Source organism: Billgrantia sulfidoxydans (genome assembly GCF_017868775.1).
GTDB lineage: Bacteria > Pseudomonadota > Gammaproteobacteria > Pseudomonadales > Halomonadaceae > Halomonas > Halomonas sulfidoxydans.
The window spans coordinates 2237588-2257365 of sequence record NZ_CP053381.1 but is presented as its reverse complement, the minus strand read 5'-3'; the positions used below and the strand labels follow the sequence as shown (position 1 = coordinate 2257365).

18 protein-coding genes are annotated in these 19778 nt (G+C 65.6%); 10 read left to right on the top strand and 8 right to left on the bottom strand.

Annotated features, from left to right (window positions below):
- Positions 1-53: 53 nt before the first annotated feature.
- Positions 54-1322, top strand: a complete 1269-nt coding sequence (locus tag HNO51_RS10460) for an ABC transporter substrate-binding protein (protein ID WP_209537400.1) — start codon at positions 54-56, stop codon at positions 1320-1322.
- A 5-nt stretch (positions 1323-1327) separates the two neighbouring features.
- Here HNO51_RS10460 and HNO51_RS10455 read toward each other — a convergent pair whose 3' ends face one another.
- The 3 genes from HNO51_RS10455 to HNO51_RS10445 form a co-directional block, all read right to left on the bottom strand.
- Positions 1328-2110, bottom strand: coding sequence for an alpha/beta fold hydrolase (locus HNO51_RS10455; protein ID WP_209537399.1), 783 nt, complete (start codon positions 2108-2110; stop codon positions 1328-1330).
- A 45-nt stretch (positions 2111-2155) separates the two neighbouring features.
- Entirely contained in the window at positions 2156-2827 is a 672-nt protein-coding gene (locus HNO51_RS10450; RefSeq protein WP_209537398.1) for a 7-cyano-7-deazaguanine/7-aminomethyl-7-deazaguanine transporter, read from the bottom strand.
- A 195-nt stretch (positions 2828-3022) separates the two neighbouring features.
- Positions 3023-4933, bottom strand: coding sequence for a propionyl-CoA synthetase (locus HNO51_RS10445; RefSeq protein ID WP_209537397.1), 1911 nt, complete (start codon positions 4931-4933; stop codon positions 3023-3025).
- Between the two features lie 368 nt (positions 4934-5301).
- Between HNO51_RS10445 and HNO51_RS10440 the strand changes: the two genes are divergently transcribed.
- On the top strand, positions 5302-5622 hold the full coding sequence (locus HNO51_RS10440) for an ArsR/SmtB family transcription factor (protein WP_111411897.1): 321 nt from the start codon (positions 5302-5304) through the stop codon (positions 5620-5622).
- Positions 5623-5640: 18 nt separating this feature from the next.
- On the opposite strand, the gene sohB is transcribed toward HNO51_RS10440, so the two are convergent.
- On the bottom strand, positions 5641-6681 hold the full coding sequence (sohB, locus tag HNO51_RS10435) for a protease SohB (protein WP_197447302.1): 1041 nt from the start codon (positions 6679-6681) through the stop codon (positions 5641-5643).
- A 143-nt stretch (positions 6682-6824) separates the two neighbouring features.
- Between sohB and HNO51_RS10430 the strand changes: the two genes are divergently transcribed.
- Positions 6825-7136, top strand: coding sequence for an SCP2 sterol-binding domain-containing protein (locus HNO51_RS10430; protein ID WP_197447301.1), 312 nt, complete (start codon positions 6825-6827; stop codon positions 7134-7136).
- Positions 7137-7181: 45 nt separating this feature from the next.
- Here HNO51_RS10430 and nudC read toward each other — a convergent pair whose 3' ends face one another.
- From nudC to HNO51_RS10410, 4 genes are read right to left on the bottom strand one after another with little or no spacing between them, the layout of a single operon-like run.
- On the bottom strand, positions 7182-7958 hold the full coding sequence (nudC, locus tag HNO51_RS10425) for an NAD(+) diphosphatase (protein ID WP_197447300.1): 777 nt from the start codon (positions 7956-7958) through the stop codon (positions 7182-7184).
- Positions 7945-8709: a DNA polymerase III subunit epsilon gene (gene dnaQ, locus HNO51_RS10420; protein WP_197447299.1), complete on the bottom strand. Its 765-nt coding sequence runs from the start codon at positions 8707-8709 to the stop codon at positions 7945-7947. Before dnaQ ends, nudC begins: the two co-directional genes overlap by 14 nt.
- A gap of 3 nt (positions 8710-8712) precedes the next feature.
- A complete protein-coding gene (gene rnhA, locus HNO51_RS10415) occupies positions 8713-9210 on the bottom strand; it encodes a ribonuclease HI (RefSeq protein WP_209537396.1) in 498 nt (165 codons plus the stop codon).
- Entirely contained in the window at positions 9197-9988 is a 792-nt protein-coding gene (locus HNO51_RS10410) for a class I SAM-dependent methyltransferase (protein WP_209537395.1), read from the bottom strand. The genes rnhA and HNO51_RS10410 overlap by 14 nt, the downstream gene beginning before the upstream one ends.
- 176 nt (positions 9989-10164) lie before the next feature.
- On the opposite strand from HNO51_RS10410, the gene gloB reads away from it, so the two are divergent.
- The 7 genes from gloB (at position 10165) to HNO51_RS10375 (ending at position 19778) form a co-directional block, all read left to right on the top strand.
- Complete coding sequence (gloB, locus tag HNO51_RS10405; RefSeq protein ID WP_197447296.1) at positions 10165-10932, top strand: hydroxyacylglutathione hydrolase; 768 nt, start codon at positions 10165-10167, stop codon at positions 10930-10932.
- Positions 10933-10985: 53 nt separating this feature from the next.
- A complete protein-coding gene (locus HNO51_RS10400) occupies positions 10986-12143 on the top strand; it encodes a transglycosylase SLT domain-containing protein (RefSeq protein WP_197447295.1) in 1158 nt (385 codons plus the stop codon).
- Between the two features lie 110 nt (positions 12144-12253).
- Positions 12254-14089: an extracellular solute-binding protein gene (locus HNO51_RS10395; RefSeq protein WP_197447294.1), complete on the top strand. Its 1836-nt coding sequence runs from the start codon at positions 12254-12256 to the stop codon at positions 14087-14089.
- Positions 14090-14114: 25 nt separating this feature from the next.
- Positions 14115-15188, top strand: a complete 1074-nt coding sequence (locus HNO51_RS10390; protein WP_209539140.1) for a microcin C ABC transporter permease YejB — start codon at positions 14115-14117, stop codon at positions 15186-15188.
- Between the two features lie 4 nt (positions 15189-15192).
- The gene (locus tag HNO51_RS10385; RefSeq protein WP_197447292.1) at positions 15193-16278 is read left to right on the top strand and encodes an ABC transporter permease; all 1086 of its coding nucleotides are present in this window, start codon (positions 15193-15195) and stop codon (positions 16276-16278) included.
- Complete coding sequence (locus HNO51_RS10380) at positions 16271-17869, top strand: ABC transporter ATP-binding protein (protein ID WP_209539139.1); 1599 nt, start codon at positions 16271-16273, stop codon at positions 17867-17869. Before HNO51_RS10385 ends, HNO51_RS10380 begins: the two co-directional genes overlap by 8 nt.
- A 163-nt stretch (positions 17870-18032) precedes the next feature.
- Positions 18033-19778: a GGDEF domain-containing protein gene (locus HNO51_RS10375; protein ID WP_209539138.1), complete on the top strand. Its 1746-nt coding sequence runs from the start codon at positions 18033-18035 to the stop codon at positions 19776-19778.

The window sequence follows — 19778 nt, the reverse complement described above, 5'->3', positions numbered from 1 at the left end:
ACGATAAACTAACTGCTTACCGACGCTTACGAATTGCCTGGAGACGTCCATCCATGGCCAAGCCCCATCGACGCTGCATGGCTCGCGCCCTGGCTGGAACGATCGCAATTCTGGCCGTATCGCTTTCCCTTCAGCTCGTGGCCGATGCCGACCGGGAAGCCGCCCTGCCAGCCCCTCCGCTCGAGCTTGAGCTCGAGAGCATCGTCAAGGTTCCTCCCGAGCTGCGCGACACGGAGACCCTGGCGCCAAGCGAAGCTGCGGCAGTGGTCGAGGTGCCTCCGGCGGTCGAGGGCCGGGGTGTCCTCGCGCCACTGCTGGAGGACGAACCATCCGGCCAGCAGGAGCCTCGGGCCGAGCCTGCCGCGGAGGTGCCCTCGATGGTCAGTGTGCCTGCCGAACCAATCGTGCCACCGCCTACGACCCGCCTCACCGTCACCCTGGACTGGTACCTCAACCCCCAGCATGCCGCCCTGCTCGTGGCACGTGAACGAGGCATGTTTGCACGCCGCGGGCTGGATGTGGCGCTGATCGCGCCAGCGGATCCCAGCGTGCCTGCCAAGCTGCTGGCGGCGGGACGCACCGACCTGGCACTCGGGCGCCAACCTCAACTGCACCTGCTGGTCGACAAGGGGATGCCGGTGGTGCGCGTGGCCACGCTGATCGCGACTCCCGTTTCCGGCCTGCTAGTGAGCGATGCGCTCGGAAGCGACAGCGGTGAGATCCCTCTCGAGGGGCTGCGCATCGGTGTCACCGACGGCGACGGCCGTGATGTGGTGCTGGCCAGCATGCTCACGGAGCTGCTGGGCACGGCCATGGGGCTCGAGCTGGTGGAGCTCGAGGAGGTCGGCTACTCTGCCCTGGCGGCCATGCGCGAGCAGCGAGTCGACGGGTTGGTGATGCATCATCGCTTCCTGCTGCCACGACAGCTGGCGGACGAAGGCGTGATGACACGAACGTTGCCGAGCGAGGCGTACGGCTTGCCTGCCCACGATGGACTGATTTTGATGGCCAATCGTGACCGGCTCAATGGCAAGCGTGATGCCGTGCGCCGACTGGTCTCGGCGTTGGAGGAGGCCGCCCTGTGGATCGTCAACCATCCGCATGAGGCCTGGCAGCTGTTGGAGACGGCCGAGCCCGCACTTGCCGACCACACCGGGCGCGACGCCTGGAACGATATCGTTCCTCGCCTTGCGTTGCAGCCTGCGGCCGTGGATCGCGGGCGCTACCTGCGGTTCGAGCAGTTCCTGCTCGAGGCGGGCGTGGTCGAGACCGCAACGCCGCTGGAGCGGCTCGCCGTCGATCTCGGCACGACCGCTCCCTGAGCACCTCAGTCTGGCAGTGAATCCAGGAACTCCTCGACCGCCGACTGGAACGCCTCGGGTTGCTCGGCGTGCAACCAGTGGCCAGCCTCCTCGAGGGTCACCAGGCGCGAGTTGGGGAGCACCTCGCGCAGGTTCGCCAGCGCCGTATCCGGGACGTAGTGCGACTTCCCGCCTCGCAGCACCAGCGTCGGCCCCTCGAAGGCGCCCTCACCGGCGGGGGCCTGCATGATGTCGCGATAGCCGGCCTCGATCTGGTCGAGGCCGACTCGCAGCTTCAGCCCGCCATGCTCCCCACGCTCCAGGTTGGTGGCCAGGAACAGCCGAGTGGCACGCTCGGCGACATGTTCGGCCAGCAAGGCGTCGGCCTCACGCCGATTCTCCGGCTTGCCTCGCTCGAGGTGCCGGAGCCCGGCGAAGACGGCGTCGTGGTCATGGCCATAGGCCTGCGGCGCGATATCCGCCACGATCAGTGATGCCACGCGCTCAGGCACCTGTCGCGCCAGGCTGATGACGACCTTGCCGCCCATGGAGTGGCCGAGCAGGTGCGCCTTGTCGATGCGCAGGCGATCCATCAGGGCCAGCACGTCGGCCGCCATCTCGCGATAGCTCATGCCCTCGGCATGCGGCGAGCGGCCATGGTTGCGCAGGTCGACAGCCACCACCCGTCGGCGAGCCTGCCACTGCCTGACGTGCGAACGCCAGTTGTCGGCGCTGCCCAGCAGGCCGTGGACCACGACCAGCGGCGTGCCCTCTCCTCCGGTGTCGTGGTAGTTGAGTTCGACGCTCATTGCTCCTCCCCGAGGTTGTCTTGGCGATGCATCGTGATTCGGCGATCACAGATGTTGCGGCGCGAGATCCTGCTGTCCGGTGAGCGACACCAGCCTCCGGCTCAGCCATGCCAGCAGCACGCCATACAGCGGCAGGAAGAACAGCAGGCTGATGGCAAGCTTGATCACGTAGTCGACGGTGGCGATCTCGACCCAGTTCGAGGCCATGAAGGGGTCGGGGCTGCGATGGAACGCCATGGCGAAGAAGGCCGCGGTATCGGCGAGGTTGCCCAGCACGGTGGAAACCGCCGGCGCTATCCACCAGGCGCGCAGGGTGCGCAGGCGGTCGAAGACCTGAACGTCGAGAAGCTGGCCCAGCACGTAGGCCATGAAGCTCGCCAGTGCGATGCGAGCCACGAACAGGTTCCACTCCCCGAGCGCGGCGAAGCCGATGAAGGTGCCGCGGGGAAAGACCACCGAGACGACATAGGAGACGAGCAGCGCGGGGAGCATGACCCGCATGATGATGGCCCGGGCCGGCTCCTTGCCGAACAGCCTCACCGTGAGATCGGTGGCGAGGAAAATGAAGGGAAAACTGAACGCCCCCCAGGTGGTATGAAACCCGAACAGCGTGAAGGGCAACTGCACGAGATAATTGCTGGCCGCGATCACCAGGATATGGAATGACACCAGCAGCAGCAGGCAGCGGCGTTGCTGCGCTTGCGACAGTACGAACATGCATGAATCCTTTTTGGCGGCCTTGGTGTGGCCTGTCGAACGGACGAGGGGTGAGGGAACCCTCGCCGGCACCCGTCGAGAACGGTTACCGGAATGCGGCGGAGATTATACGTGGCAGGTGCGGCGCTGGCCAATGCCGGCGCTGGCAGCTGCGCCGCCCTGCAGGGCGGCGCGATGGGCTGGCCGTGACGGAGGTCAGACCTGGCGGGCCTCATGGGCGGCGCCGACGTCACGTGCCTTCATGGCCTCGTGCACGTCCTGCAGACTGGCGGGATCGTCGATGGTCGAGGGGACGCCGTACTCCTTGCCATCGGCGATGTTACGCAGCAGCTTGCGCAGGATCTTGCCGGAGCGGGTCTTGGGCAGCCGGTTGACCACCAGAACCTGCTTGAAGCAGGCGACCGGGCCGATCCTGTCGCGCACCAGGGCGATGAGCTCGCTCTCGAGCGCAACCTCGTCGCCATCGAAGCCGTCCTTGGGGATCACCAGGCCGACCGGGATCTGCCCCTTGAGGGCATCGTGGATACCGATCACGGCACACTCGGCGACGGCCTTGTGCGCACCGACGACTTCCTCCATCTCACCGGTCGAGAGACGGTGCCCCGCCACGTTGATGACGTCATCGGTGCGGCCCATGATGAACAGATAGCCATCCTCGTCGAAGTAGCCGCCGTCACCGGTCAGGTAGTAACCCGGATACGCCGCCATGTAGGCGCTATGGAAGCGCTGTGGATCGCCCCATATCCCCACCAGGCAGCCAGGCGGCATGGGCTGCTTGATGACCACGCTGCCCTGCTCCATCGCCCCGGCCTGCTCGCCCTCCCGGTTGAGGATCTGCACGTTGAAGCCGGGTACCGGCACGGTGGCGCTGCCGGCCTTGGTGGGCAGCGGCTCCAGCCCCTGCAGGTTGGCTGCGATCGGCCAGCCGGTCTCGGTCTGCCACCAGTGGTCGATCACCGGTACTTCGAGCAGGTCGTCGAGCCAGTGGAAGGTCGGCGGGTCGAGGCGCTCGCCGGCGAGGTAGAGCGCCTTCAGACAGGAGATATCGTACTGCTGCAGCAGCGTGCCGTCCGGGTCTTCCTTCTTGATGGCCCGGAAGGCCGTGGGCGCGGTGAAGAAGCTCTTGACCCGGTACTGGCTGATGACGCGCCAGAAGGCCCCGGCGTCCGGCGTCCTGACCGGCTTGCCCTCGTAGACGACCGTGGTACAGCCGCGCAGCAGCGGCGCATAGACGATATAGGAATGCCCCACTACCCAGCCGACATCGGAGGCGGAAAAGAACACGTCGCCCGGCGCCACGTCGTAAATGGTCTCCATCGAGTAGTGCAACGCCACCGCATAGCCCGCCGTATCACGTACGACGCCCTTGGGCTTGCCCGTGGTGCCCGAGGTATACAGTACGTAGAGCGGGTCGCTGCCCTTGACCGGCACGCAATCGGCCGGAGTGGCACGCTTCAGCAGCTCTGCCCAGTCGTGGTCGCACGGACCGAGTGCGGCACGCTGCTGCTCACGCTGCAGGTAGACGCAAGCGTCGGGCTTGTGCTCGCTCTGCTCGATAGCCGCCTGAATGTTGGGCTGATAGGGAATCACCCGCTCGATCTCGATGCCGCAGGAGGCCGCCACCACGACCTTGGGTCGGGCGTCGTCGATGCGCACGGCGAGCTCGTGCGGCGCGAAGCCGCCGAAGACCACGGAATGCACTGCTCCCAGGCGCGCGCAAGCGTACATGGCCACCAGCGCCTCCGGCACCATGGGCATGTAGATGACGACCCGGTCGCCCTTTTCGACGCCGAGGTCCTTCAGGGCCCCGGCGAACAGCGCTACCTCGTCGCGCATCTCGCGATAGGTCAGGGTGCGCTTGGCGCCGGTGACGGGCGAATCCCAGTAGACAGCCGGTTGGTCACCACGCCCCTGAGCCACGTGATGGTCCAGGGCGGCATGGCAGAGGTTCATCTCGCCGTCGACGTACCATCTCGCATGGCCCTGCTCGTCATATTCGAGAATGGTGCGCGGTGACGTGAACCAGGGGATACGTTTCGCCTGGTCGGACCAGAAGCCTTCAGGCTGGTCGATGGAGCGCTGGTACTCGGCATTGTAGGTGGTCATGAGGGTCTTGTCCGGCATCGCTGTGAACTTGGATTGTTGACACTCTAGAGGTTTTTTCCAAGATTTCCTTCATACCATCGGCTAGTCAAACCGAAAAAGCGATTCAAGGCATATTTCCGCTACATAATTGTTGACAATGTGACGAGCTCGTCTCCTGAATGTCCTGTTGGGTTGATTCTTCGTTTGACAGTCGCGGAGTCACTATCAATGATGACTAAATCAGCAATGCCATAACCAAACTTGGGCACTGCCGGATCGCATCGTCTGCGACAGGTGGTTTGCGCTCTCTGTCGTGGGCGAGGTAGCCGCCCGAAGCCGCCTGCCCGGAGCCAGTGCGTGGACCGGGCAGCAACACGGGGGAGATCACCATGAGCACCTCGCACAGCGCTGCATCCCGCCTTCTCCAGGCCGGCAATCCGGCCATCGACCAGGCTACTGCGCTTCTGAAGGCTCTGGCGAACGACAATCGACTGCGCATCCTGTGTCTGCTGGATGGCTCCGAGCTGTCGGTGACGGAGCTCAACCAACGGCTGGCGCTGAGCCAGTCGGCGCTGTCCCAGCACCTGGCGATCCTCAGGCGCGAAGGCCTGGTGTCGACGCGACGCGCGTCCCAGACCATCTACTATTCGCTGCAGGGAAAGCAGGCGCGTGAGATGATCGGAGCGCTCGTCAGGCTGCAGGAGGCGTGACGAGCCCGGCTGAATGACTCACCGCTTTTCCCAGCGGCTGGCATCGAGCCGTTCCAGCACCCGCTCGACGCCGGCCTCAATGCCTTCCCTGACGGCCAGGCCGAGCCGTTTTCCCATTGGATGTCGGGCTTCCAGGCGTACGCTGACGACTCGTGCCTCTTCCATGCGCGCCAGGAGATAGGCCTCACTGGTACCCAAGGCGTCCACCAGGCCCTTCTCGAGCGCATCGCGCCCGTACCACACCTCCCCCGTCGCCACCGCTTCGACGTCCAGCGTCGGGCGGCGCTCGGCCACGTGCCGCTTGAACAGCTCATGTATGTGCTCGAGGTCCGACTGGAACTTCTCCCGTCCCTCTTCGGTGTTCTCGCCGAATACGGTCAGCGTTCGCTTGTACTCGCCTGCCGTGAGCAGTTCGACGTCGACGTCGTGGCGCTTGAGCAGTCGGTGGACATTGGGCAGTTGGGCCACGACGCCGATCGAGCCCAGAACGGCAAACGGTGCGGCACGCAGCTGATTCGCGGCACACGCCATGAGATAGCCGCCGCTGGCCGCCACCTTGTCCACGCATACCGTGGTGTCGAGCCCCGCCTCGCGCAGTCGATCGACCTGGGCGGCCGCCAGGCCGTAGGCGTGCACCAGGCCGCCCGCCGACTCCAGGCGAATCACGACTTCGTCCCCTTCGCTGGCCGCCGCGGTGACGGCGGAAATCTCTTCGGCGAAGCGGGCGGCTCCCGTCGCCCGGAGGTCGCCGTGGAAGTCCAGTACCCACACCGTGCCGCGAGGCTCGTCGGCTTGCCTGCGGCCAGCACGGGAGCGGCTCTTGTCGTCGCGCCGGAAAGCCTTGGCCAAGCGCTTGCGAGCGCTCGGCTCGGTGGCGGCCAGAGCAAGCCGGCGACGCCGGTATTCGAGACGATTGTTCAGCTCATCGACCCGCAGGCGTACGCGTTCACCCGCCTCGCTCTTGATCCGGGCGATCACCACGACCGTCACCACGACCAGCAGCGTCAGAACCGACACCTGCACGACGAAACGCCCCATGTCCATCAACCATTCATTCACGTCGCCTCTCCGTTTTCGCGTAGTTTCACTCATCGTGACCCGCTGGCACGTTCCTGACAACGGACTTGATTGAAACAATCGTTTGAAATAACCTCTGCCCTACGGGCACCCCGACCCTCTTCACTCACAAAGGAAGGATCTCCATGTCCACCTCGACACTAGACAAACTGCAAGAGCGCTTCGACCCACAGGCTGCCCAGGGCATGAACGATGTCTTCCAGTTCCACTTCAGTGACAATGGCAGCCACTACCTGGTGGTCAAGGACGGTACCCTGTCGATCGAGGAAGGCGAGCATGACGATCCCTCCGTATCGCTCTCCATGAGCAGCGAGACGTTGAAGGGCATCATGACCGGGGAGGTCAATGGCATGACGGCGTTCATGACCGGCAAGCTCAAGGCCACCGGCAACGTGATGCTGGCGACCAAGCTGACGAGCCTGTTTCCGAATCGCTGAGCGAAGGGGTAAGGAAGGTGACGGGTCGCCGGCTGGCGACCCGTTTCATTTCAAGCCGTCGGCCACCTCGGCAAGGTGGGTCTCGATCAGTGCCCGCGAGATGGAATAGGGAGGCGGCAGCTGCGGAAGCCGCTTGGGGTGGAACCAGGCGGCGTCGGCAATCTCGATGCCGTCGATGCGAATGCGACGACTGGCTGCCTCGGCAAAGAAGCCCAGCATCAGCGCGTGGGGGAACGGCCAGGCCTGGCTGCGGTAGTAGCGAATCCGCCCCACGCTGACGCCCACCTCCTCGTGAATCTCCCGATGAACCGCCTCCTCGGCGGACTCCCCTGGTTCGATGAAGCCTGCCAAGGTGGAGTAGCGCCCCGGTGGGAAGCGCGGGCTGCGGGCCAGCAGCATGGCGTCGCCGTGGGTGACCAGGGTAATGATGCATGGCGAGATGCGCGGGTAGTTGCGATGCCCGCATTGCTCGCAATGCATGGCGAACTCGGCGTCGAGCCGAGCGGCTGGCGCGCCGCAGCGACCGCAGAAGCGGTGATCGCGAAGCCAGGCGGCGACCTGCAGGGCCGTGGAGAGCAGCGGAAACCAGGACTCGGGAAGGCGGGCGAGCCATTGACGGCCATCGGGCCAGTGCTCGCCGGCATGCTCTTCCACCGACAGCGCGATCGGTTCGTCGTGCCAGTACGCCAGCGGTTGCACGCTATCTGGCCAGGGCTGCGCCTGCTGGAGGGGGCCGCCGTCCGCTCCGGGTGCGATGCGCCCCGCGGCGACCCGGATGAGCCTGCCGTGGCTGGCCGTCAGTGGCAGCTCACGGCGCAGCATCGCCGCTCCCCCGGGGCTGTTCCGTCAGCGCATCCCACTGGCAGCTGCCCGCCGCCTGGCGAATCTGCTCGAGCTTGGCCCGGTGTGCCGCGAGCTCAGCGTCGCCGGGGCGTAGCACGCGCAGGCTGCCGGCAGGCAGCGTCATGCGCCTGATCGACAGGCCGCTGGTCATGGCCTGCCTGTCGCTGCGCTCCTCGGCATCCAGCGACAGTGCCGTCTGCCCGCCGGTCATGGCCAGGTAGACGTCGGCCAGGATCTCGGCGTCGAGCAGGGCGCCGTGCAGCACGCGGTGGCCGTTGTCGATCTCGTAGCGCTTGCACAGCGCATCGAGGTTGTTGCGCTGCCCCGGGTGGCGCTCCCGGGCCAGTTGCAGCGTATCGAGGATTCGGCAGTGCTCCGCCACCGGGCCCAGGCGTGGCTCGCCCCGAGCGCCCAGCAGCAGGCTGAATTCGTGATCGATGAAGCCGACGTCGAACGCGGCGTTGTGGATCACCAGCTCCGCACCGCGGATGAACTCCCAGAAGGTATCGGCCACTTCAGCGAAGAGCGGCTTGTCGACAAGGAATTCGTTGGTGATGCCGTGCACCGCGATGGCCTCGGCCTCGACCTCGCGCTGGGGGTTGATGTACTGGTGGTAGGTGTTGCCGGTCAGGCGCCGGTTGACGAGTTCCACGGCGCCGATCTCGATCAGGCGGTGGCCCTCGCGGGGGTCGATGCCGGTGGTTTCGGTATCCAGAACGATCTGACGCATGATCTAGGACTCAGATTGGGTGGTTTGCGACATGCCTCGGCTCCAGTGAGCGTCGATGGCGGCATTGGCCAGCGCATCGGCTCGCTCATTGCCGGGGTGGCCGCTGTGCCCCTTGACCCAGTGCCAGTGGATACGGTGGCGCTGGGTCTCCTCCAGCAGCTCCCGCCATAGCTCGGCATTCTTGACCGGCTGCTTGGCTGCCGTCTTCCAGTTGCGCTTCATCCAGCCGTGAATCCACTCGGTGATGCCGCGGCGCAGGTACTCCGAATCGGTCCACAGCTCCACTTCACAGGCCTGCTTGAGCGTTCGCAGCGCCATGATCGCGGCCATCAGCTCCATGCGGTTGTTGGTGGTGGTCGCCTCGAAGCCGTTCAGGGTCTTTTCGTGCCGGCCGCTGCTCAGCACTGCCCCCCATCCGCCCGGCCCCGGGTTGCCACGGCAGGCGCCATCGGTATGTATGGTGACACGGGGGAGCGGCTTGTCGGAATCACTGGCACTCAACTTCGGCTGTCCTTCTGCTCGGTTCCGGCGCGGCACCGCCGACGCGCGTGGCATGGCCCAGCGCACCGCCGCCGAGGGTACCCTGCAGCCTCAACCTGGGGCGTTGCCTCTGGGCGAGCCGGCTTCGGCGGCGGGCGTGAATGATGTAGCTGTCACCCAGCGGTACGTTATGGCGCCGCCCCAGCGTTTCCAGCGCGGCATTGCCAGGCGGGCTGCCGGGCAGGTGAAAGCCGCAGTAGTCTACCCGCTCGACGCGGAAGTCGACAAACGCGAGCCAGTCGCCGAGCTTGGATGGCGAGCGCCAATGTCCGCGCCAGGGCATGCGGTGGCGGCGCCCCGGCGTGAGGCGCGCGAGGCCGCCCAGGCCCATCGGCGTCCAGCCAAGCACGACCAGGCAGCCATCGTCCGCCGTGACCCGCGCGGCTTCCTGGAGCAATCGATGAGGCTCGTCGACGACCTCCAGCAGATGATGAACGATGACCAGGTGGAGGCACTCATCGGGCAGCGCGAGCGCATCCAGTGGACACACCAGGGCGGAGGCGCCCTCGCACAGTTCGGTCGTCGGTGCCCAGCGAATGTTGTGGCGAATGGGAGACATATCGGTAAGCGAGGGCCCCATGCCGAGCTCCAGACTATGGCCGCCATGCAGGCTCTCGCAGAGCGGTCCCAGGCAGGCCCGTTCGGCGCGCCAGTGCGCCTGGCCGTCATCGCTGGACCAGTAGCGGTGCCCTTCCCGATACAGCCGTGCCAGGGCGAGCGCTTCATGCGGGTTTGACATTGCTGACCATTACCTCCATGATCACCGGTTTTGCAGGCATTTCCGGCATTTTTGCCGTGCACGGCCCTCGGTCGAGTGAGCGCCCACGGTGGCGCTCGGCCGCACGCCGGGTGCGAGGAACGGACCAACGACCGCCACTCACTTCGGTAGACGACGCGACGAAGGAAAGACCGCCTATGCTGAGCGTGACACCGATTCCCGCTTTAAGCGACAACTATATCTGGCTCATGCGCCAGGATACGAGCCCTGAAGTCTGTGTCGTGGATCCCGGTGACGCCGAACCGGTCCTCCGTGTGCTCGAGCAGGAGGGTCTTACCCTCGGGACCATCCTCGTTACCCACCACCACCCCGATCATACCGGGGGGCTGCCGCAACTCATCGAGCGCTACTCGCCCCAGGTGATAGGGCCTGACAACCCAGGCATCGAAGGCCTGACGGAGCGTGTCGGCAAGGGCGACACGTGCCGGGTCATGGGGCGACGCTTCGATGTGCACGAGGTGCCAGGACACACCCGCGATCACATTGCCTTCTTCACCGCCGGCATTCCGCCGCTGCTGTTCTGCGGCGATACGCTGTTCTCCGCCGGCTGCGGCCGCTTGTTCGAGGGTACTCCCGAGGAGATGTACCGCTCGCTGCAGACCCTGGCCGCCCTGCCGGACGATACGCTGGTGTTCGCCGCTCACGAATACACCCTCGCCAACCTCAGGTTTGCCCAGGCGGCCGATCCGCACAACCGGGACGTTGCCGATGCGCTTGTCGAGGCCCAGCGTGCCCGCAATCTTGACCGCCCCACCCTGCCCAGCCACCTGGCCCGGGAGAAGCGCATCAATCCCTTCTTGCGTTGTGCCGATCCCGATGTGCGCGCCACGGCTGCCCGGCATGGCAGTACCGATACCGACCAGGCCACTTTCACCACGCTGCGGGCCTGGAAAGACAACTTCTGAGAATCGACGCATCCCATGGGCAGCAGAGCGACACGTGCCCTGAAGGAGAACGCATGACCTATCGAACGACGCGGCAGTGGACCTTGGCCCTTGCCGGCGGCATCGCCATGATCGGTGCGCTGTCGACCACCAGCCCGACGCTGCTGGCAAGCCCGCATCCCGGAGCTGCGCCGATACATCCCTCCCACCATTTCTGGGACGACCTGAATCTCGACTTCGTCCCCGGGGACGCTTGGGAGCGGTTGCGCGACAACATGGAATGGCACGATCGCCGCCAGGACGCTCGCGTGCAGCAGTGGATCGAACATTATCGTTCCAATCCTCACAATATCGCCGAAATCATCGAGCGCGCCCGGCCGTGGATGGCCTGGATCACCGAGCAGGTCGAACTGCGGGGCCTGCCCGGCGAAGTCGGCCTGATCCCCTTCGTGGAGAGCTCCTACGACCCACTCGCCCGCAGCCATCGTGGCGCCGCCGGGCTGTGGCAGTTCATGCCCGGCACCGCCGACGCCCTGGGTCTGTCCCGTCAGCGCGGCTATGACGCGCGCCTCGACGTCATCGCCTCGACGCAGGCGGCGCTGGACTACATCGAGCTTCAGGCCGAGCAGTGGTACGAAGGGGATATCGAGCTCTCGCTGGCGGCCTACAATGCCGGTGCCGGCACGGTCAACCGGGCTCGACACGCGGCAGCGGCAAGTGGGGCTCCCGATGGCTACTGGCACCTCCAGTTGCCCGGCGAGACGATGAACTACCTGCCCAAGCTCAATGCCATCGCCGCCATCATCGACGATCCCGATGCCTACGGCGTCGCCCTGCCCGAGATCGATGATGCCCCTGCCTTTGCCAAGGTGCCGGTCAATGCGCCCATCAACTTGTCCCAGCTGGCCAGCGTGGCCGGTGTGGACCAGGACGAGCTCGCGGCGCTGAATCCCGGGCTGACCAATGGCAGTGCCAGCCCTGCCACGGTCGACGTGGTGCTGGTGCCCGTCGAAGCGGAAGAGACGATACTGGCGGAGCTGAGCGCGCCGGCGTCGTCGACGCCCGCCGACGGCGAGCGCTACCTCGTCCAGCGCGGCGATAGCCTCTCCGCCATTGCCAGCCGTCACGGCATCAGCGTGGCCGAACTGCGCCGCCACAATGCTCTCGCCGGCGACGTCATTCATGCCGGTCAGCGTCTCGAGATCCCCCGCCGCAGCCTAGCGGCACGTTGAATGAGGCGAGGACCATCCGCCACGTCGAGGTTTACAAGTGACGGATGGCCTGACACCTTATGGCGGTATCGCCCGGACTGCCGGGCCAGCCTCCACCAAGGATGTCATTGATGCGGTTCGTCTTGCGTGCCTCTCTCGTCGGTTGCCTGTTGCTTGGCTGGGGAGCGTCGTCATTCGCCGCCGAGGCGGACGAGGTGCCCACCGTGCATGGCCTGGCGCTCTACGACGAGCCGGCCCTGCCCGGCGGCTTCAGCCACTTTCCCCATGTCGTACCGGATGCCCCCAAAGGCGGCAGCATGACCCAGGCGGCAGTGGGCAGCAGCTTCGATTCGACCAATCCCTTCATCATTCGCGGCACGCCGGCGATCGGCATCGGCGAGATCTACGATACGCTGCTGGTGGAGAACCCCGGCGAACCGTTCAGTGCCTACGGCCTGCTGGCCGAGGGCATTCGCCTGGACCCGGATCGCTACTGGATCGAGTTCGACCTGCACCCCGCGGCGCGCTTTCACGATGGCGAGCCGGTAACCGCCGAGGACGTGGTCTATAGCTTTCATCTGCTGCGTGACGAGGGCAATCCCTTCTACCGCGGTTACTATGCCGACGTGGAGAGCGTCGAGGCGCTCGACCCCCATACCGTGCGCTTCGAGTTCGCCGCCAACCACTCCCGCGAGCTGCCGCTGATCGTCGGCCAGCTGCCGATCCTGCCCAAGCACTACTGGGAAGAGCGTGACTTCTCGAGCCCCACGCTCGCCCGGCACCCCGGCTCGGGACCCTATCGCATCGCCGAGGTGGACCCCGGCCGGCGCATCGTGTACGAGCGCGTCGACGACTACTGGGGCCGAGACTTGCCGGTCAACGTGGGTCGCCACAACATCGATCGCCTGATCTACGACTACTACCGCGACCGCGACATCGCCTGGGAGGCGTTCAAGGCCGGCGTGATGGACTACCGCATCGATGCACGTGCCGCCACCTGGGCCATCGGCTATGATTTCCCCGCCTATCGCGAGGGGCTGGTCAAGCGCATCACCGTGCCGGATGGCCAGCCATCGCGAATGCAGGCCTTCGTCTTCAACCTCCGCCGGGACAAGTTCCAGGACCCTCGGGTGCGTGAAGCGCTCAACCTCACCTTCGACTTCCCCTGGCTCAACGCCAACATTTTCTACGATACCTACCGGCGCACCGAGAGCTATTTCCAGAACTCGGACATGGCCGCCGAGGGAAAGCCAAGCGATGCCGAGCTCGAGCTGCTAGAGCCCTTTCGCGATGTGCTGCCGGCGCGGGTCTTCGACGAAGCACTGCCCATCGACCATCCCGACGACCTGCGCGAACGGCTGCGCCTGGCCTACGACCTGCTGATCGAGGCCGGCTACGAGGTGCGTGACGACACCCTGGTCGACGCCGAGAGCGGCCGCCCGCTCGCGGTCGAAGTGATGCTCTTCGACAGCGGCATGGAGCGCGTGGTCCAGCCGATGCTGCGCAACATGTCACGCCTGGGGATTCACGGTACCCTGCGCATCGTCGACATCAACCAGTATCTCAACCGCCTGCGCAGTTTCGATTTCGACATCATCGTCGGCCAGTTCCCGCAGTCCAACAACCCGGGCAACGAGCAGCGCGAGTACTGGACCAGCGAATTCGCCGACAGCCCCCAGAGCCGCAACCTGATGGGGCTCGAGCATCCCGCCGTGGACACCCTGGTGGCGCAGCTTATCCGGGCCGACAGCCGCGAAGAGCTCAATACCGTGGCCCGCGCGCTGGACCGGGTGCTGCGCTGGGAATTCATCACCATTCCTCAGTACCACTCCGGCGAGACACGGATTGCGGTCTGGGACAAGTTCGGCTATCCCGAGCCCTTCCCCGAGTACGGGCTCGACCTCGCTGCCTGGTGGGTCGATGCCGAGCGCGAAGCCGAGATCAACCAGCGCCTGCGCCGCCGCTAGGCCACCGCCATGAGGATGACCTGACGTGAGCCGCTACATCCTGCGCCGATTGCTGCTGATGATTCCCACCCTGGTGGGCATCATGCTGCTCAACTTCATCATCGTCCAGGCCGCCCCCGGCGGCCCCATCGACCAGATGCTGGCCCGCTTCGAGGGCGTCGACAGCATGGTCAGCACGCGCCTGGACGCCGGCGGTGGCGACGTGGTCGTGCGCGACGAGTCCCGCGGCGCCCGCGGCATCGACCCGCGTTTCATCGAGCAGCTCGAGCAGCAGTTCGGCTTCGACAAGCCCGCCCACGAGCGTTTCCTCGGCATGATGCGCGACTATGCCACCTTCGATTTCGGCAACAGCTTCTTCCGCGACCGTCCCGTCGTCGAGCTGATGATCGAGCGCCTGCCGGTCTCGGTCTCGCTGGGGTTGTGGACCACCCTGCTGGTCTACCTGATCTCGATCCCGCTGGGGATTCGCAAGGCGCTCCATCATGGCTCGCGTTTCGACGTCTGGTCGTCGGGGCTGGTGATTGTCGGCTATGCCATCCCCGGGTTTCTCTTCGCCATCCTGCTGATCGTGCTGTTCGCCGGCGGCAGCTACTGGGATCTCTTCCCCCTGCGCGGCCTCACGTCGCCCGACTTCGAGACGCTCTCCACCTGGGGCAAGATCAAGGACTATTTCTGGCACATCACTCTGCCGGTCACCGCCATGACCATCGGCAGCTTCGCCACGCTGACCATGCTGACCAAGAACAGCTTCCTCGACGAGATCCACAAGCAGTACGTCCTGACGGCGCGCGCCAAGGGCGCGAGCGACCGCCGAACCCTCTACGGCCACGTGTTTCGCAATGCGATGCTGATCATCATTGCCGGCCTGCCCGGCGCCCTGGTGACGATCTTCTTCACCGGGTCGCTGCTCATCGAGGTGATCTTCTCGCTGGAGGGGCTCGGCCTGCTCGGCTTCGAAGCGGTAATGCAGCGCGACTATCCGGTGATCTTCGGCACGCTGTTCCTCTACACCCTGATAGGGCTGATCCTCAAGCTGGTGTCCGACCTCACCTACGTGTGGGTGGATCCGCGCATCGATTTCGAGACACGGGAGTCCTGAGCCGATGTCACTTGCGTTCACCTTCAAGCTCTCGCCGATCGCACGCCGGCGCATCGAGGTCTTCCGCCGCAACCGCCGTGCCCGGGTCTCGCTGTGGATCTTCCTTGTCCTGTTCGTGGTGAGCCTCGGCGCTGAGCTGATCGCCAACGACAAGCCCCTGGTCATGCGCTACGATGGCCAGTGGTACGTGCCGCTGCTGGTGGACTATCCCGAAACCGAGTTCGGCGGCTTCCTGCCGACGCGTACCGACTACCACGACCCTTTCATTCGCGAGCAGATCGAGGCGCATGCCTCGGCCGTCTGGCCGTTGATTCCGTTCTCCTACCAGACCCTGGACATGCAGATGATGCGCCCCTCGCCTTCCCCGCCCGATTCGCGACATTGGCTGGGCACCGACGACCAGGGTCGCGACGTCCTGGCGCGCGTGATCTACGGCTTTCGCCTATCGGTGGCCTTCGCCCTGGTGCTGACGGCGGGCTCGCTGGTGATGGGGGTGATTATCGGCGGCATGCAGGGCTATTTCGGCGGCAAGACCGACCTGATCGGCCAGCGCCTGACCGAGATCTGGTCGGGGCTGCCGGTGCTGTTCCTGCTGATCATCCTGGCCAGCTTCGTCCAGCCGGGGTTCTGGTGGCTGCTCGGCATCATGCTGCTGTTCTCCTGGCTCGGCCTGGTGGACGTGGTGCGCGCCGAATTCCTGCGTGCCCGCAACCTCGAGTATGTGCGTGCCGCCAAGGCCATGGGTTTGCCGTCACGGCTGATCATGTGGCGTCACGTGCTGCCCAACGCCATGGTGGCCACCCTGACCTTCATCCCGTTCCTGTTCACCGGCGCCATCACCACCCTGACGGCGCTCGATTTCCTCGGCTTCGGTCTACCCCCAGGCTCGCCCTCGCTGGGCGAGCTCGTGGCCCAGGGCAAGAACAACCTACATGCGCCCTGGCTCGGCATCACCGCCTTCGTCAGTCTGTCGCTCATGCTTTCGCTGCTGGTCTTCATCGGCGAGGGGCTGCGCGACGCCTTCGATCCGCGCCACATCCAGCATGCCGCCAGCGCTACGCCGTTGACCAGGACCCAAGCCAATGCCTGACACTCGCTCGCAACCCCTGCTACGACTCGACAGGCTGTCGATTGCCTTCGACGGCAAGCCGGTCCTCAACGAACTGACGCTCGAGGTCCGTCGCGGCGAAACCCTTGCCCTGGTCGGCGAGTCGGGCTCGGGCAAGTCCGTGTCGGCTCTCGGCGCCATGAACCTGCTGCCAGCCAACGCCCAGGTGTCCGGCGGCCGTCGGCTGGGCGACACCGACCTTACCACCCTGGGGAAGCGGGACTGGCAGGCGCTTCGCGGTGGGCGCGTCGGCTTCGTCTTCCAGGAGCCGATGACCTCGCTCAACCCTCTGCACACCGTGGCCAAGCAGATCGGCGAAACCCTGCGGCTGCATCAGGGCCTGTCGGGGCGTGAGGCCCGTGGGCGTACCCGCAAGCTGCTGGAGCAGGTCAAGCTGCCGCGCCCCGACGAGCTGCTCGATGCCTGGCCGCACCAGCTCTCGGGCGGACAGCGTCAGCGGGTGATGATCGCCATGGCCATCGCCAACGATCCCGAGCTGCTGATTGCCGACGAGCCGACCACGGCGCTCGACGTCACCGTGCAGCAGGAGATCCTGGCGCTGCTCGCCGAGCTGCGCGACCGGCATGGCATGGGCATGCTCTTCATCACCCACGACCTCAACCTGGTGCGACGCCACGCCGATCGCATCTGCGTGCTCTACGACGGCCACGAGCAGGAAACGGGTCCCGTCGGCGAGGTCTTTGCAGCGCCACGCAGCACCTATACGCGAAGCCTGCTGGATGCGGAGCCGACCGGACGCCCGGCCCCCGTCGCCTCCAGCGCGGTATTGCTAGCGGCGCGCGGCGTGGCGGTGAGTTTTCAGCGTCCCAAGCGGCTGTTCGCCAAGCGCCCTCCCGCCTTCGAGGCGGTAAAGCCGATCGACCTGCACCTGGCACCGGGCGAGACCCTGGGTATCGTCGGGGAATCCGGCTCCGGCAAGACCACCCTGGCCATGGCACTGTTGAGGCTGGTGGAGAGTCGTGGCGAGATCGAGCTGGACGGCGAGCGTCTCGACCAGCTCACCGGCAATGCGCTGCGCAAGCGGCGGCGGCGCATCCAGGTGGTCTTCCAGGACCCCTACGGTTCGCTCTCGCCACGCATGCCGGTCTCGGACATCATCAGCGAGGGCCTGCGCTTTCACTATCCCGAGCTCAGCGATGAGGAGGTGGACGAGCGGGTGCACGCCGCCATACGCGAAGTCGGCCTGCCTGCCGACTGTGCGGCGCGTTATCCCCACGAGTTCTCCGGTGGCCAACGGCAGCGCATCGCCGTGGCCCGGGCGCTCATCCTCGAGCCGGCACTCGTGGTGCTCGACGAACCCACCTCGGCGCTGGATCGCACCGTGCAGAAGCAACTGGTCGAACTGCTGCGCGATCTCCAGGCTCGCCGCGGGTTGAGCTTCCTCTTCATCAGCCATGACCTCGCCGTAGTGCGGGCGATGGCGCACCGCGTGCTGGTGTTGAAGGATGGCGAACTGGTGGAACAGGGCGAATGCCAGACCCTCCTCGCTGCGCCCACCAGCGACTACACGCGAGCGCTGGTCCAGGCGGCAGGCCTGGCGCCCCCTGTCTGATGACATGATGACATGATGACTTTCGCGAAGTAGGCGTGATTTGGCGAAAAAATGATAACGGTATAAAGCCTTGTCTTCGGCTAAGTATGCCGAACGCGCTTCACTGGACAGGTATACCTTATACTGGGGCTTCGCGCCGTCAGGAACACAGGAAACGCCACCCATGCGCTGCCTCGACCTCCCGCTGCGGTTGTTCGCGCCACTGGTTCTGCTCTTCTTTCCTGTCGTGGCGGCGGCCACGTCCTCCCTGGATCTCGATAGCGGATGGGAGTATCGCTGGGGGGATTCGCCCACGCTCGAAGACGGTACGCCTGTCTGGCTTGTCACCGATGATGAAGCTGCCTGGCAGGCCATCGACTTCCCTTCCAACCCGCCCGGCCGGGACGGCAATCACCACGCCTGGTTTCGCATCACCCTGCCTGATGGTGAGTGGCGAGACCCGGTGCTCTACATTTACAGCATCGACCTGATCGCTCAGGCCTTCCTCGATACCGAGCCGATCTACCAGCACGGCAACTTCGATGCGCGGGGGCAAGGCCCCTTCATCGGCTGGCCGTGGCACGTGATCAGCCTGCCCGAAGACTTCGGCGGCCGGCAACTGGCGTTCCGGGTCTACTCGAACTACACCGATATCGGCCTGTGGGGCGAGGTTCGCCTGATGGATCGCCCCGAGTTCTTCGCCATGATCCTGAATCGCTCGGCGGCCGACCTTGTGGTCAGCGCCTTCTGCCTGCTGCTGGCGCTGTTGGCTGGCAGCTTCGCGCTGATTCATCAGCGACGCCAGACCTTTGCCGGCATCGGACTCTTCTCGCTCGCCTCGGGCGTGATGATCCTGGCCGAAACCCAGGCCAGCCAGCTGCTGCTGGCGACACCGCTGCTATGGGATTACCTCGCGGCAGCAGGTTACTACGCGCTTCCGGTGGGCATCGGCCTGCTGCTCGAGCCCTGGTTCACGAATCGTCTTTCGCGCTGGATTCGCCGGCTGTGGCAGCTCCACCTGGGATATCTGGTCCTGGCACTGGGGCTGGCGCTGAGTGGCGTCATCAATCTCTCCAGCACCTTTCCGGTCTTCGATGCCCTGCTGGCCACCAGCCTGCCGGTGCTGTTCGCGCTGATTGCCGGGCACCTGAAGCGGCTCAACGGCGAGCAGCGGCTCGTCATTGCCGCCTATGGCCTGTTCGCCCTGCTGCTGCTGCTCGACATGGCGGTCGCCCATGGGCTGCTACCATGGCAGCGCATCCCGGTCAGCCTGGGGGCTCTGGGCTTCAGCCTCGCCATCGTGGCAATCTCGCTGCGCCATTACGTCCTCACCCAGCGCGAACTGATCGGGTTGAACCAGCGTCTCGAGCAGCAGGTGGCCGATCGCACCCGAGACCTGCAGCACATGGTCGAGCAGCTACGCGCGTTCTCCTACCAGGACCCCCTGACCGGCCTGAAGAATCGCCGCCATTTCGACGAGGTCTTCGCGCACGAGGCGGCCAGTGCCCGGCGCGGCGGTGCGCTCACGCTGGTCATGCTCGATATCGATCACTTCAAGCATTTCAACGACCTCTATGGTCATGATGCCGGCGATGCGGTGCTGACAGCCACGGCACGGCTGATCGGTGAGCACTTCCGCGAGGCCGACGTGGTGTGCCGCCTGGGCGGCGAGGAGTTCGTCGTGATCATGCCCGGCGCCACGGCGCAGCAGGCCAGTGAAGCCGTCGAACGACTGCTGGCTTCGATGCGCGAGCAATCCTTCCTGCATGGCGGGGAAGCGCTCGGCTGCGTCAGCCTCTCCTGCGGCATCGCCAGCTACCCGACCCATGCCGACGACCCGACCGAGCTGGTTCGCCTGGCTGACATGGCTCTCTATCGGGCCAAGCATTGCGGCCGCGACCGTAGCGAAACCTATGCCCCCTCCACCTGA